The sequence below is a fragment of the Vibrio neptunius genome, assembly GCA_019339365.1.
Lineage (GTDB): Bacteria > Pseudomonadota > Gammaproteobacteria > Enterobacterales > Vibrionaceae > Vibrio > Vibrio neptunius.
This window is the reverse complement of sequence record CP079860.1, coordinates 1185803-1199891: the sequence shown is the minus strand read 5'-3', so window position 1 is coordinate 1199891 and position 14089 is coordinate 1185803. Positions and strand designations below refer to the sequence as shown.

The 14089-nt window shown below is 43.9% G+C and carries 13 protein-coding genes and 2 pseudogenes; 5 read left to right on the top strand and 10 right to left on the bottom strand.

The features are described 5' to 3' along the window. Positions 1-84: 84 nt before the first annotated feature. From KW548_22155 to KW548_22135, 5 genes are all read right to left on the bottom strand, one after another. A complete protein-coding gene (locus tag KW548_22155) occupies positions 85-1347 on the bottom strand; it encodes an AAA family ATPase (protein QXX08344.1) in 1263 nt (420 codons plus the stop codon). Further along, positions 1331-1981 carry an RNA ligase family protein gene (locus tag KW548_22150; protein ID QXX08343.1) on the bottom strand — a complete coding sequence of 217 codons (651 nt, stop codon included), beginning with the start codon at positions 1979-1981 and terminating at the stop codon, positions 1331-1333. Before KW548_22150 ends, KW548_22155 begins: the two co-directional genes overlap by 17 nt. A gap of 160 nt (positions 1982-2141) precedes the next feature. Next, entirely contained in the window at positions 2142-2477 is a 336-nt protein-coding gene (locus tag KW548_22145) for a phosphotyrosine protein phosphatase (protein ID QXX08342.1), read from the bottom strand. A 23-nt stretch (positions 2478-2500) separates the two neighbouring features. Further along, positions 2501-3139 carry a peptide chain release factor H gene (gene prfH, locus KW548_22140; GenBank protein QXX08341.1) on the bottom strand — a complete coding sequence of 213 codons (639 nt, stop codon included), beginning with the start codon at positions 3137-3139 and terminating at the stop codon, positions 2501-2503. Continuing rightward, complete coding sequence (locus KW548_22135) at positions 3136-4308, bottom strand: RNA ligase RtcB family protein (GenBank protein ID QXX08340.1); 1173 nt, start codon at positions 4306-4308, stop codon at positions 3136-3138. The genes prfH and KW548_22135 overlap by 4 nt, the downstream gene beginning before the upstream one ends. A gap of 363 nt (positions 4309-4671) precedes the next feature. Here KW548_22135 and KW548_22130 point away from each other — a divergent pair. After that, positions 4672-5603: pseudogene (locus KW548_22130) on the top strand (ABC transporter substrate-binding protein). Between the two features lie 176 nt (positions 5604-5779). Here KW548_22130 and KW548_22125 read toward each other — a convergent pair. Continuing rightward, entirely contained in the window at positions 5780-6496 is a 717-nt protein-coding gene (locus KW548_22125) for a glutamine amidotransferase (protein ID QXX08339.1), read from the bottom strand. Between the two features lie 99 nt (positions 6497-6595). On the opposite strand from KW548_22125, the pseudogene KW548_22120 reads away from it, so the two are divergent. Next, positions 6596-7398: pseudogene (locus tag KW548_22120) on the top strand (AraC family transcriptional regulator). A gap of 264 nt (positions 7399-7662) precedes the next feature. Next, a complete protein-coding gene (locus KW548_22115) occupies positions 7663-8526 on the top strand; it encodes a hypothetical protein (GenBank protein QXX08338.1) in 864 nt (287 codons plus the stop codon). 245 nt (positions 8527-8771) lie between these two features. On the opposite strand, the gene KW548_22110 is transcribed toward KW548_22115, so the two are convergent. The 3 genes from KW548_22110 to KW548_22100 form a co-directional block, all read right to left on the bottom strand. Then, positions 8772-9284, bottom strand: a complete 513-nt coding sequence (locus KW548_22110; protein QXX08337.1) for a GNAT family N-acetyltransferase — start codon at positions 9282-9284, stop codon at positions 8772-8774. Between the two features lie 50 nt (positions 9285-9334). Beyond that, positions 9335-9637: a Fis family transcriptional regulator gene (locus KW548_22105; protein ID QXX08336.1), complete on the bottom strand. Its 303-nt coding sequence runs from the start codon at positions 9635-9637 to the stop codon at positions 9335-9337. Between the two features lie 657 nt (positions 9638-10294). Next, the gene (locus KW548_22100) at positions 10295-10777 is read right to left on the bottom strand and encodes an Lrp/AsnC family transcriptional regulator (protein ID QXX08335.1); all 483 of its coding nucleotides are present in this window, start codon (positions 10775-10777) and stop codon (positions 10295-10297) included. A gap of 121 nt (positions 10778-10898) precedes the next feature. Between KW548_22100 and KW548_22095 the strand changes: the two genes are divergently transcribed. Together KW548_22095 and KW548_22090 are read left to right on the top strand one after the other, a co-directional pair. After that, positions 10899-11498 (top strand): LysE family translocator, encoded by a 600-nt coding sequence (locus KW548_22095; protein ID QXX08334.1) that lies wholly within the window; start codon positions 10899-10901, stop codon positions 11496-11498. A 159-nt stretch (positions 11499-11657) separates the two neighbouring features. Beyond that, on the top strand, positions 11658-12434 hold the full coding sequence (locus KW548_22090; protein ID QXX08333.1) for an alpha/beta hydrolase: 777 nt from the start codon (positions 11658-11660) through the stop codon (positions 12432-12434). Positions 12435-12793: 359 nt separating this feature from the next. On the opposite strand, the gene KW548_22085 is transcribed toward KW548_22090, so the two are convergent. Then, entirely contained in the window at positions 12794-13825 is a 1032-nt protein-coding gene (locus KW548_22085; protein ID QXX08332.1) for a DUF1176 domain-containing protein, read from the bottom strand. Positions 13826-14089: the final 264 nt, after the last annotated feature.

The following is a 14089-nucleotide window of genomic DNA, read 5'->3' as shown; positions in this document are numbered from 1 at the left end:
GGCGATACACTGTTCTAAATGATGAAAGTTACCTAGGCATTCGCCTAGGTAACTTGAATTTATTGTTAGCTTAGAGGCAAGATATTAACTAAAGGTCCCTTTTCTGTATAACTCTGAGCCATTCTCCCCAATGACCAAAAATCGGTGACTTTCAGTTGGCCACGGCCATTCAAGTTTGGTCAGTTGGCTAGAGATTACCTCATCACCCACCGCATATTGGCGATTGCGGTTATTCACACGGAGGCTACTTTCCTTAAGTTGGAAAACAACCATAGTGATTAACGCTCCATAGTTCTCACCCAGTTCACAGATAGTATTTCTGAAATCTTTGCGGATATTGGTAGCATCCCAAACCACGTTGCGCTTATTTGCCAACGCTTTTTTCAATCGAGTTTTGGCCAGCTGTAAAACTTGCCCTCGATTCTTTTGGCAGTCACGTTTTCCGTTTAGCTCTTTGCGAATTTCATCAAGAGAGATCACGTCGTAGCCCTCTAAGTTCTTCTCGATCCAAGTAGATTTACCACTGCCACTCATGCCGCACATCAGGTATAAATGACTGTAATGCTGGCATGACTCATAGTTTTTCGCTATTGCCTGTTCAACCGTACTAATATACCCATGCGAAAGCTGATGGATGGCATAACCATCTAGAAAAGCCTGCTCAGATTGACAAGATTTAAGCTGTATTTTTCTTAGATGAAACTCGATAGGATCCTCGATACCCCAAAGCTGATAGTCTTCTGCAAACAATCGAAACTGTTCAAGTAAATCAATTTGTTTATCTAAATCAGAGCACGTTCGCCCTTTCATATCAGCCTGTTCAAGCCAATATAAGAGCTCCAAATTAGCATTTAAAGATAAACGAAAGTAATCACTATAGCCTTGGTTTTTAACCACCAAAAGTTTCGGTACTTGATGAAAGCCGACCAACCCCATAATTTGCATTACAGACTTGTAAGCAAGGGGTAACTCCATTAAACGCGTTGCCAAATAGCTAGCGCCTATTTCTTCATGCCCAGACGCTACCACTCGTTCAACACCTGCAATGTCTCTCCGTCGAGTCGTGAGTGGTTTAGCAATATCATGAAGCAAGGCCGACAAAATTAGGACTTGTCTTTCTGCTCCTTGGATATGCGTGGCCCTTGAAGATAGCAAGGCATACAGCGCCTGTAGCACCATGTCTGTATGAATAGCAACATTGCCTTCCGCGTGCCATTCCTTATCTTGCTCTGTGTTTTTAAACTCATTCAACAACGGAAAATAGCTCGCTAAAAATGACCTGCACTCTGCGAAATCAGGCGAATGATCTAAGGCTAAGCTTTCTAGCCATCTATTCAATCTTTTCACCTTCGCCTCCTGTCGTATCTTTTAGTCCGTTAGGTATCACTTCAGCATGCATCCAGTGTTGATCCGTGACCACATGATCAGTTCTCACCCATTTCGACACACACTGAGGAAACTCATTAAAGTGAAAGCGGTCAGCAATTCGCACCACATAACCTTCTTGATGTTCAATATCCAAATCAATATTGCGGATCGTCTCTTCACACCAAAGCCCCAGGTAGAGTTCTTTTGGTGTTTCCAGCCCTAGCTGTTCGAAAAATAGTTTGCTCTCTTGCCAACTTAAACATTCATTTCTGTCATTCCATGCTGAAAAAGCCATGAAATAGCTAGTCAACGCGTCATAAGCAATTGAATGTCTTGCATAGAGGTTTTCACCACAAATACGCCATCCAATTGGAATCCGATATCCGATTTTAGCTTGCAAAGCCTTAACCCACGTTCTCGATGGGTGAAAGCGGCTATCGATAGAGCGAGCATGCACGTAATCTGAATACAAGGTGGTGTTTTCGCCGTCCATTTTTTCAGTAACAACGACTGTCTTACCTTCAAAGTGACCTAAAACGCCTTGGTAGATATCATCCTTTGTAGCACCCGGTGACCAAGGTAAATGAGGGGTGCGAGGATATTTAAATCTCATGTTATAACTCCATGTCTATTTAACTAACACTAAGCCACTTGCTTAGCTGTCATTGAAATAGGCACAGCACGTTCTCCCGCATTTTTGTGGCTTGCGAGATTACTCATTTGCTGTGCTTTGATGGAATTACATTGTTCTATCCTCTAATAATTTGTGGGTTTTATGGTGCAGCTATTCCTAAATAGCTGCTAACCGATTGCTTCATAGTTTCAATTAACTCTTCATCCATATACTGATACTCGTCTGGAACATCGAGCACATGAATGTCTTTGTAGTCTAAAAGTCGAGTGAACTGAGACTTTAAGCGACTTCTGTGTTTTTCTTCCATCACAAAAATAATGTCAGACCATTGAATGTCTTTAACAGATACAGTCTTGCGTGCTTTAGGACTCGTGCCAGCTGACCTTACGGAGACTTTGGGGTGGTTTCTCCACACTTGTTCTCCTGTCGGGCTACGCCATTGATTTCGACTGCATATAAAAAGTAAGTTTGTCATATTCAATCCTTGTTGATTTGGGCTTAGCGACTTTTTCTTGTCACAGCGACAAACTTTTCGCCTTTAAATGTCTTTACAGGGTTGCCCCGTTCAAGCTCCCGATGTTGTTGCCAACGTGCTTTTTCTTGAGAAGTCATTTGCTCTTGCTTCATCATTTCTAGTTTTTGAAACAATAAGGCTCTGGCTAGCCGTTTGTTGGCATGTTGGCTACGTTCACTTTCAACCCGCACGGAAACACCTGTTTCCGTGTGAGTGGCACGCACCGCCGAATTGGTTGTATTGACATGCTGACCACCAGCCCCCGATGCCCGGCACGTTTGATACGTTACACCGCTATCTAGGCTTGACTCATCGACTTCGAACATTTGGCCACTGAAAAACCAATTCTTACGCTTATGTTTAGGTCGAAAGGCACTTTGACACACCCACAACATGGCGCCCTGCCAAGAGAAAGCCAATTGCTTGGCTCTCTCCTCAAATGGTGAATCCAGCTTTAGCAATACGGATCTGAAACAATCCTTATCATCGGCAGCAAGGATATCCACGACATCCAGCTCTATGTTTTCAGCGCGACATTCTTTTTCAATCGCTTTTAGCGCTAAACCAATGGCCTTACAACATTCGATAGGACCTTGTCCTGACGATAATTGGAGTAATATCATGATGAACACTCTCCATTGGTTTTAAACGTTAACACGGGGCGTAATTTTGCTACGACCTCGATTAACCCCGCATCAACCATATCGTTAATGACGGTTTCACAATTTTTATACGCTTGCGGTGCTTCATCATAAAGAAGTTCCTTATTACCACACACCACACGGCTGCCAAGAGCGGTACGATATAAGTCCTCGCGCTTGTATTTATGCCCCAACCGGCCATGACATTCCCCGCGTTTCCACTTTCTGCCAGCGCCATGGGCGAGTGAATAAAGGCTGACTGCCATATTTTTATCTGCACCTTCAATGGGCTTGACTAAATAGCTGTAATCTCCGCGTGAACCTGGAATGACGACATAGCCTTTGTCGCTTGGAGTCGCTCCTTTTCTGTGTAACCAACCTTGCTGGCCCTCAATTTCTTTGGCTGAAACTAGATTGTGATTCACATCCAGAGCGCACTCTCCTTTGGCACGAATAGCGTCAAGAAATCGCTTGGCAATAAGTTCTCGATTTAGCTCAGCCCAACGCACCGCTTCATCATGCTTTTGCAGGTAATCTGCGAAATTACCAATCGCGTCTCCGACTTCGATGCCGTCATGATTATGGGTGGTTATATGGTTGACTAAAATCGATTGCCCTAGACCTCTAGAGCCAGAGTGCACAAGTAGCTGTAGATGCTTTTTGTTTAACCCAAGTTCATCTAAAGCTTGTTGTTGGTACACTTCTTCAATCGCCTGAAACTCGGCAAAATGGTTACCGCCACCGATAGTGCCTAGTGCATAGTCATACGCATTCGTGGTAATGCTTTTTTCTGATTTTCTCGCGGCAACGTGCTCTGCCCAGCTATCGTCTAGAGGCTGTTCGACATGCCCAAACTTCTTCGCTAACTTATCTAAGTTAACCTTGGATACTTTTGCTGACGTTTGCCAAAGCGACATACCACAACCAATATCATTGCCCACTAATGCCGGGTAAATTTTGCTGGTTGTAAAGAATGCTGCACCAATTGGATAACCTCTTCCAGGGTGCAAGTCCGGCATACCAGCAACTTGCTGCATGCCTGCTAATTTTGATGTTTTAATCAGTTGTTGTATTGCTAGCCCTTCAATCCACGTATCAGTAGACGCAATAAGGCTAACGTTTTCAGTGATCTTTTGGACGGATTTGCCCATAGTACCAATACCTTTAAATAGGATTTAAAACGAAAAACGTATTGGCAGGTCAGTTGACTAGGGCGTAGCTTTATAAGAAAGCGAATACCTTAAAAAAGGGGTTTATGAGAGAGCTTCCTGCTACTTATAGGACAAGACCTGCAAAGGATAATGATGTATTTGTCATGATTTTTTACTCCTTTACAGTTAGTTGATAGTTGAATAAGCGGGCGCATAATACGCAAACGGGACTCACAAAGCAATAATAAAAATGCCGTTCAACGGTTAACCTTATCATCAGCAACCAGCTCGATAGTGGTCTTGCTTGCAAATTTTGCTATCACCTCCTTCACTATAAGAGTCAATCTGGAAGGGGTAACATTTATGAATACAGTACGTACGTTGATAGCCTGTTCGCTTGCAGGGTTATCTTTCAGCTCACACAGCGGTGAACCCGTAAGGCTTCTTTCTCTTGACTGGACCAGCCAGCAAGTATTGACCAAAGTGCTGGGGATCTACTCAGTCAAAAGGGCGTTCCCATCGAGTATGTTGATGCGAATGCGCGAGCGCAGTGGTACAAACTTTCTCACGATGAAGCTGATGTACAAGTTGAAGTGTGGGAAGGCTCAATGGCATCAAAATTTTATCAACTCATCGACAAGGGCAACATTGTTGATGGAGGGACTCATACAGCAACCACACGAGAGGATTGGTGGTACCCTGATTATGTTGAGCAGAGCTGCCCCGGGCTACCGGATTGGAATGCCCTGAAAAGCTGCCATGAACAGTTTGCGGAAGGTGGAAAACTAGGGCTTTACTATACAGGGCCTTGGGAGAAGCCAGATGCAGCGCGGATCAGAGCACTTGGCCTCAAGTTTGATGTCGTAACACTGAAAGATGGGGCAGAAATCAATGCCAAGATTGATGAATATATTGCCGCGAAAAAACCGCTACTCATTTTTAACTGGTCTCCTAACTGGGTTGAAGCAAAATATCCTGGAAAGTTTGTTGAGTTCCCCAAATACGATGAACAGTGCGAGCAAAAAGCCTCATGGGGTGTTAACCCAAATTTCAAATGGGACTGTGGCAACCCAGCTGGCGGGTGGCTGAAAATCGCCATTTCAAATAAACTCAATCAAAAATCTCAATGTGCAACGGATATTATTAACTCGTTCAAACTGGATAACGGACAAATCGCTCTGGCCGCGATGTTAGTTGACTATCAAAAAATGTCGGTTGATGACGCAGCAAAAAGCTGGTTGGAGCAAAATCAGGGGCAAGTGGATAAATGGTTGACGCACAATTCTTGTAGTTAACCTATCCTTGCTTAACAACCAACCCAGTAGCTAATTGTTTGGTCTACACGCCATAAACCACATCGCTATACATGTTTACAATGCCGTGTGGTTTTATGGCCCATCTAATGCGCTTCACTGGGGACAAATACGGCTCCGAAGAGCCGTATTTGTATTAAAAACGAGTACATCGTTATTTAGGGCTTTGATAGATAAACATTTTGTAACTTATCTAAAAACTCGTGTAATTTTTGGTTCATTTCTTCATAGTCGTGGCTGAGTAATACGTCTGGTTCCTCGACAAATCGATACCTTGCCGCTTGACTGAGATCATCGTTGTCAATCAACAATGCGACGACATCTTTAGTCAATTCCATATGACACTGAAAACCAAAGACTCGCTCACTATACGCCACAATTTGTCTCGGACACCCTTCACTATGGGCAATGATTTGTGCATCAGTGGTCACACCTGGCATGTCGTTATGCCAATGACCTACTTCTAGCTCCTTGCCAAAATGGTCAAATAGCGGGTGTGCCAAGCCAGCATCGGTTAGCGTGATCGGGAACTTACCAATTTCAGGCTCTGGGCTGTGGTTGTATTGGGCTCCTAAAGCTTCACCTATCAATTGCGCCCCTAAACAGACACCAATGACCACTTTTTCAGCGTCAATGGCGTTTCGAATCACTTCCTGTTCCCTTTTAGAATCAAAATGAGCACATTGTTCAGTGGTTGTCACTGGATCTTGAGGCCCGCCCATCACAATCAGAAAATCGATATCTTGGACATCATTAACAAGCGTTTCACCTTGGTATAACCGAGAATAGGTAATGGTGTGAGCGTGACTTTTTGCCCAAACCTCATAGGCACCTGGGGGTTCGAAATATTCATGAATAATAAAGTGAATATGCATCTTTCAGCCTTGTGTTTGACGATTGGCTGACGATGTTATATCAAATCGATATGGTGCACTTTATACTACCCGACGACCGATATAGATAAACAGACAACTATGCAAGCCAACGATCTGATATTAGAATTTCCTGAGAAGCAATTCATTACCAAAACAACGGCGATGAGTTCAGGCTACGTTGATGACTTTCATACCCACTCATGGCATCAAATCATCTTTCCTATTGAAGGGTTATTGCAATCGGATATAGGGGGAAGTGTGTGGTAGTGCCTCACAATGGCATGCTTTACATCCCTGCTAACACAGTTCACAAGTCCATCGCCATTACCGATACTCAATTTCTAGCGATTTATCTTAACCCAGACAAATTCATTCAGTATGGCGCTCAACCGAAATCTTGTTTTGTCAGCCCATTCATAAAAGAGTTGATACTCGTTTTGTTTGACAACGGTACTCGCGCACAGTCCGAATCCAACATCACCCATTTGCTGATGGTATTGCAAGATCAAATAGCATTGGCAAGCTGCTACGAGATACCCCTGCTCATTCCTACAGATAAACGTCTTTTATCTATTTTTGTCCAGCTTAAACAGCAACCTGATTTGTCATTCACACTGCGAGATTGGGCAACAAAAGTAGGGGCTTCTGAGCGAACTCTGTCGCGACTATGCGCAAAAGAGTTTGCCCAATCCTTTGCAATGTGGCGAAGAAACATTCGGTTGGTTTTATCTCTGCAATTGTTGAGTTCAAACAAGAGTATTCAAGAAATTGCTATCGAATTAGGTTACGCGTCTGACTCCGCCTACATATACGCTTTCAAGAAAATGTTTAATCAGACACCAAGCAAATACCGCACTGACAGCTTAGAGCGTGGTTTGACACTCAGTCATCACTCAAATTAGTCAGTACGCGGTCTTTAAGCCCCTTGAAAATCAACTCACAACTAGGGAGCGAACTGGCTTTTTTGATTAAACCCTTAAACATCTCAACATCAGATGGTTACCTCTCGCGCTGTTGACGCGGTTCACCCAGAGCGCGGTTTGAGCCTTCTTCTCTCCTCCTAGAGTATATGCCTCTATACGTGCGCGAAAACCACAATTGACAACTTTGACATAAAGAATTTGTTGACTAGGTTTTATAGTGTTCAAACAAAAAAGGAATGTCTGATGAGTACACTATTTCGCAACGGACTTTATGCTGTCTTGATGCTGTTTTCGGCAACAAGTATCTCGGCAGTTGAAATTGTTCACCCGATCCCACGTGATGGTTCAGATCTCGACAAATACGCCATCGAACTGATTGGCTTTCTTGCCAACAAATCAGGGCAGCAAGTGACCATCAAGCCCTATTCTCGCCCAGTCGATTCCCAATCGAGAAAAGTACAGTTGCTCAAAGAGGGGAAAATGACCATTGATTGGTTGGGAGCCGATAAGAAACTCGAAAGCCAACTTGTGCCAATTCGTTACCCGGTTTTTCGAGGCTTACTAGGACATCGAATCTTCATTACCAATAAAACCACACAAGCCAAGTTATCGAATGTAGCAACCAAAGCGGAACTTGAACAACTTAGCATGATTCAAGGCGAAGGTTGGGCAGATGTCGGCGTACTTTCAGCCGGAGGGTTTAAGGTAAAAGAAGTCCCCAGTTTTGAGAGCATCTTTAAAATCGTCGACGCTGGCCGCGCGGACTTGTTTCCTCGAGCCGTCATTGAACCCTACAGTGAATTGGCACAACGAAAGCAGTATCCAAACTTAGTCGTCGATAGTGAGTTGATGCTGGTTTACAAATTCCCGATGTTCTTGTTCGTCTCACCGACCGCAGAGAACAAAGCCGTTGTTGATCTCCTGAATTCTGGTTTTGAAAAAGCTTATCAAGATGGATCTTTTGTGGAATTTTTCAACAACTCAGACTTAGTAAAGAAAACCTTTGAACAAGCACAAATGAAACAGCGTCGCGTGTTCAATATCCCCAACCCCAATTTATCCGATGACACGCGAAATATTCCGGATAAATATTGGCTGAAATTTTGATTCAATTTGAGTCTAAAATGCTTTAAAGGAGCGTAAGTGGCGTTTGTTGACCACTTGGCATCCGCTGCCGTGGTTTGCTATCCAGTAGGAGAGACAAGTAAACCACGGCAATTACCCTTCTGAGAAGAACAGCGCTGTGTTGTTCCCCCTATATGTTTCCGCCGAGGCGTAAAGACCAACTTGCTCGTTGTGAAGCAGTCTTGTTTTAGCAAATGCGACATTAAAAGGTAGGTTTCGAATCAAGCTTAGCGCGTTTCTTGGCATAAAAATGCTATCTTGTACTCCAATGTATTTGCATCACTAGACACTATCTGTTCAAAGCCCAATTTCTTTAGCACTGAAGCGCTTCGAATATTCCAGCCATGAACACCTGCCCAAATACTGCCTCGATAACCTGAACGGCCAAGATGTGCGAATAGTGATTTGCACATTTGTGTTGCGCAACCTTGCCCCCAGAATTGCGGATTAACCCAATAGGCTAAAGCCAAACGATCCCCCTGAGGAAGCAGCGTAACCTGGCCAATAACTTGGGAATGAGACAATCGGCGACAGCTCCAAACATAACATTTGCCCCTCTCCCATTCTAAAGCACGTTTTGAGCACCAAGCTTCAGCTTGATGCAGTGTTTTAATCCTTGCTAAAGGCAGCGCCTTAGGAAATTGTTTTGAGTCGACTGCTGCTAGCAAACACCTAGCATCACCAATGTCTATTGGGGTGAATGAAAAACTTGAACATTCGAATTCTCTTGCGAATTTCAAACCAGCCTCCTGTATACAGCAATCCAGTTCAACAGCCAGCTAAGCGAGCACTATCCGTTTTCCTGAGTATCATAGCGTATTTGCTTGTCTACGCTCTTCATCCGGACGCCAACCTTATTGAATGCATTTTGAATAGTGAGTGAGACATGCTGCGGGCCTTCTCCCACTAAGAAGTTAGCTCTATTTTGCTTCGTGTCGAATACGCACACAACTTCTAAGCTCTGAGGAAAAGAAGCGTATTTGACCGTATGGGTCACCCAAAGAAAGCCATCGTAGCTTTTTAACGTATCTTCACAAACTTCGGTTAACACTTCTCTAATTTGATTTTCAGTCTTCTTATCTGATTTACGCATCAAGCACATTCCTATTTAACACTTATGACAATGGCTCTTTGGCCAGATTGTCTCAATCAATATCGGGCATTATGACGGTTTTCAACGCAAAGTCGCCACGTGATTCCCTGAAATCTTACTGCGTGAGGCATGGTAGCAGGTAAAAATCAGGTATCTAGCTAATATTGCGAGAAGTCTTTCGATCAGTTCATCAGTGGTTACAAAACAACCATTGCAAATACCATCAATAAGAGGAACATGGGTTTAGACGCGACGAACAGGAGATGGTTTTATGACTTTAATTCTGACGATCATGATTTTTCTGAGTTGTATTGCGATGCTGGCTATTGGCATTATTTTTTCCCGCAAGCCTCTAAAAGGAGGTGGATGCTGCAAAGTATCGGACGCAGAGAATATTGAAGCAAGCAGCATAAAAAAAACAACGGACACTTAATCGAGTCGATGTGTCTTGTACAAAGAACCCAACGAATTTTAGCCTATGATGCTTGTTTTAATGGTTCAACGATGTCGGCGGTTAACACGATTGAATTTGTGTAAAGCAAACCGCTGACTCTTTTTGAAGGCAGTGGGTATAAGTGGTCGCCATTTATACCCTTACGACCCGAAGTTGCCCCTCTATGACAATGGTCTTGGATCTAACGACCAGTAAAATCGCCTTTAATTTAAAGGCAGTTGGAATGTACTTTTAATCTCTTTAACCGATACGTTGGACTGAATGGCGCTCACGCCTTTAACTCGTCGTATAGAACTGATCCGTTCAAAGTATTCATCTAAGTCTTTTGCTACTACCTGTACGATGTAATCTGCCCCACCAGCAATGCAGTGGCACATGGTAATCCAGTCTGATTCCGCCACATAGTCCTCAAACGGGTCCGTGTTTTCTACTTCATGACTTCCCAGTGTGACCAAAGTGAAACCCGAAACCTGAAAACCAAGTTTTTTACGGTTGAGTCTTGCAGCATAACCTTCGATGTAGCCTTCTTGCTCCATTTTTTTCCAACGTCGCCAACATGGTGTTTCGCTGAGGTTGACCTCTTCAGCTAATTTGCTGTTGCTGATGCGACCATCTCGCTGGATACGTTCAAGAATGGAAAAATCAGTACTATCTAACTCAACATTGGTGAATTCTTTCTTTTTCATAGTATTTTCAGAAATTACTTGCTCAAATTGATTATTACCATAACCCAAATAGCAATTTTATTCCTACCAATATCGTTAGACTGAGTCTCATATTGAAACCATGACTTTACGGGAGTGAGCAATGAGTGCTCAGTTGATGACAGCGTTTCTGCTGTTCGCAGTATCAATTTCTATGACACCAGGCGCGGGTAATATCGCTTTGATTGGTCTTTCCAGCCGCTATGGAGTGAGCGCGACCTTACCTTTTATTGTCGGTAACGCCGTTGGTGTGATCGCCATTCTGACGGGAGCGAGTGTCGGACTGGCTGGGCTACTGGCTCTCTATCCGACTCTTTATTTGGCCCTCAAGTGGCTTGGTGCGGCTTATTTACTCTATATGGCGTGGGGGATTGCGAATATGGATCTCGACAACAAGGCCAGTGTGAAAAAGTCCGGCTTTTTGTCTGGCATAATGGTACAAATCCTTAATCCAAAAGGTTGGGTCGCTTCCATCACGGTGTTTTCCCAATTCGTTTCGCCAGCCAGCAACTATGTCGTTCAGGTCGTCTTTATTATTGGGGTGATGGTAATAACAGGTGTTATTGGTATGTTGATCTGGGCCTACTTCGGCTCAATGCTGACTCGCTTTATTGAGTCGCCGAGGAAGATGGTGGCAATCAATCGTAGCTTTGGAGCGAGTTTGGCTGCGGTCGCGATTTTTCTGGTTATTCAACCGAGCTAACGATACTTGAGCCATGACCTAGTGGATAGCGAAAATGGGATTGGCTACTGACAAACCTTGTCACCCGCATTGGTTATATTTCTAGTCAGCTAAACCGTTACCTGCCTAAAGATTTGCTGAGTAACGCTGAAGACATCCAACCAAAGTGGGAATATTTACATGACGAACTGGACCATACAACACCGGAAAAATCTCCAAATTGACGATGCACTCATTTACTTCGATATTGTCGGAGATAACACTAAACCTCCCCTAGTGATGCTCCATGGAGGAATCGGTAGCATTGAGGATTTTGATCAATTGGTGCCCTTATTATCGCAGCACTTTCAATTAATCAGAATTGACAGTCGCGGCCATGGTCGCTCTACGATGGGCAGTCGAGAGCTGACATATCAACGCTTAGAACAAGATGTGATTGCGGTTCTCGCCTATTTGAATATTCATCAAACCGCTGTACTTGGGTTCAGTGACGGTGGTGTCATTGGCTATCGATTGATGGCATCGAACTCGGTAAGCATCAGTAAGCTTGTCACAATTGGAGCAGATTTTCAGTTAAAGGCGGGATCCACTCTCTACAATTTATTGTCTGGTGTCACAGGACAGAGGTGGAGGGACAAATTCCCTGATTCGTCCCGCCTGTTTACTCAGTTAAAACCCGATGCAAACTTTGACTTGTTCGTCGCAGACATTGTCAAAATGTGGACAGATACCAGTGTGTCGGGCTACCCAGGTGACACTATCGATTACATCGAAGGAGACGTGCTAATCATTCGAGGTGACGATGATTTCCTTTTCCCTCATTCGTCGGCATTGGAACTCGTAAGTCGACTAAAGCACCCATCGTTTGCTAACTTACCATTTGCGGGCCATGAAGCTCATAAAGATCAGCCAGATCTTGTATACAAGGTCATGCAGCAGTTTTTCATTCGCCAATGAGTTAGAGCACTAAAGTCTCCTTAATGTTTACCATAGAGTTTTATGCTATGCCGCTGATGTATCCTAGTTTGAAGGATTTGTTGTGCTATTTTTCAACGCTGAACATTAACATACTTGGCGTGGACTGTATTTAACGTGAGAAGTTAGCAAGGCAAATAGCACAGCCATGATGCCAAGTTAAATGGTGGAAAGTGCGCAATGAGCACGCTCAAACAACTAAAACGAACGTGACAATAAATGTGAATATTCATAAATATGAATTTAAGTTTAAAGCACCTCTTAAAATGAGGGTTTGGTACAACCTTAGTCCCAAGGCCCTCAAAACACTGACTAACTTGGCCTGCGTCATAACAACATGGTTATTTATTCGAATCTTGTGCGAAGACCACTTCGCTCACCCAGGTAGGCATTGAGTCTATGCCTCCTGCGGCAATACCGCGACACAAACCCGTGTTCCTATCGCTTGAACGAACCATTTTTTCGCCATCATACAACCAACTTTCAAAACTCCAACAATCACCCAACCCGCGGCCTTTATGAGCGGAAGATACGATGCCTTGCGAATACTCATTGCCGGAGATGTTGAGATATTTAGGTAGCGCCTCGTTACCTTCAGCCAACAACCAATAACTTGAACCATAGTTATAAGCGGCCAACCAACAGGATGCCTCAATTAACGACTGACCGTTGTTAAGCTTGGCAATCGAGATAGACGGGGTCTCTTCAAACAGCCTATGGCAACCGAGCTCATCTTCCACAACCTGATAGCTAGCGCGCAGTTGTGGCAGTAATCTTTCATACTGCTCAGACTCAGGATCAAGCGATTTCATTTCTGCATCGCCGCCAACACTGACCAGTTTGGGAGCAGCCTCAGCTCGACTGACCTTAGACTCAGCACGCTGACCTTTTGCGACAATGGCAAATGGAGTCTTGAGTCGGCCCTGATATTCATCCATTCTGCGAAACACAGCGCTGGCACCGCTACTAGACAACACCCAGTTAGATTGCCCATCACCAATTTCGATAAGTGCGTCTTTGGTCACCACCGCAAGAATCGCCTGAACCTGCATCGCGGTTAGGATGTCATGCTTTATCGGCCCCAAATCTTGAGAATCGATATAAAGATTGATCTGCTCGGGCCAATGTTCGAAATCATAATAGTCCCCCAGAAACACCTTGGCCGTTATCGGAGTTGCAGGACCGGCTTCACGGGTAAACATCACCGCTACAGGGTTCAGGCTCCCAATGTCTGAATAACCCGCCGCCCTACAGGTGCCTGTATTATCGCAAGCTAGATACCAGTCTTTATGTTGAAAACTCTCTCCTTCAAAAGCGTTTGCAGAAAAAACTACCAAACCTAATGAATAGATAGCACGGCGAATATAGCGCATGATCTGATTTTCCTTATTACAACCTTTATCATTCAGTCAATGAGTGCTTGGCTCTGTACCATTATTACCAATACCCTATTCCTGTGACTATTAGGTATTTTTCAATCCTCGGCCGAGACGTACTTTAACAAATTGTACTGATGTTAGAAGGGCTTATTGAAAATAATCACAGCGTTCAAACCTTGTGTTGAACAAGCGAGAACAAACTATAGACAACCATTAAATGTAGATTGATTGATCTAGCGAGAAGATAAAGAGAGAATT

What these genes read in the sequence shown, in the direction of transcription:
- KW548_22145 (QXX08342.1), bottom strand. Translation starts at nt 2,477, where the DNA reads ATGACAAACTTACTTTTTATATGCAGTCGAAATCAATGGCGTAGCCCG.
- KW548_22090 (QXX08333.1), top strand. Translation starts at nt 11,658, where the DNA reads ATGACGAACTGGACCATACAACACCGGAAAAATCTCCAAATTGACGAT.
- KW548_22135 (QXX08340.1), bottom strand. Translation starts at nt 4,308, where the DNA reads ATGGGCAAATCCGTCCAAAAGATCACTGAAAACGTTAGCCTTATTGCG.
- KW548_22095 (QXX08334.1), top strand. Translation starts at nt 10,899, where the DNA reads ATGAGTGCTCAGTTGATGACAGCGTTTCTGCTGTTCGCAGTATCAATT.
- KW548_22085 (QXX08332.1), bottom strand. Translation starts at nt 13,825, where the DNA reads ATGCGCTATATTCGCCGTGCTATCTATTCATTAGGTTTGGTAGTTTTT.
- KW548_22105 (QXX08336.1), bottom strand. Translation starts at nt 9,637, where the DNA reads ATGCGTAAATCAGATAAGAAGACTGAAAATCAAATTAGAGAAGTGTTA.
- KW548_22115 (QXX08338.1), top strand. Translation starts at nt 7,663, where the DNA reads ATGAGTACACTATTTCGCAACGGACTTTATGCTGTCTTGATGCTGTTT.
- prfH (QXX08341.1), bottom strand. Translation starts at nt 3,139, where the DNA reads ATGATATTACTCCAATTATCGTCAGGACAAGGTCCTATCGAATGTTGT.
- KW548_22100 (QXX08335.1), bottom strand. Translation starts at nt 10,777, where the DNA reads ATGAAAAAGAAAGAATTCACCAATGTTGAGTTAGATAGTACTGATTTT.
- KW548_22125 (QXX08339.1), bottom strand. Translation starts at nt 6,496, where the DNA reads ATGCATATTCACTTTATTATTCATGAATATTTCGAACCCCCAGGTGCC.
- KW548_22150 (QXX08343.1), bottom strand. Translation starts at nt 1,981, where the DNA reads ATGAGATTTAAATATCCTCGCACCCCTCATTTACCTTGGTCACCGGGT.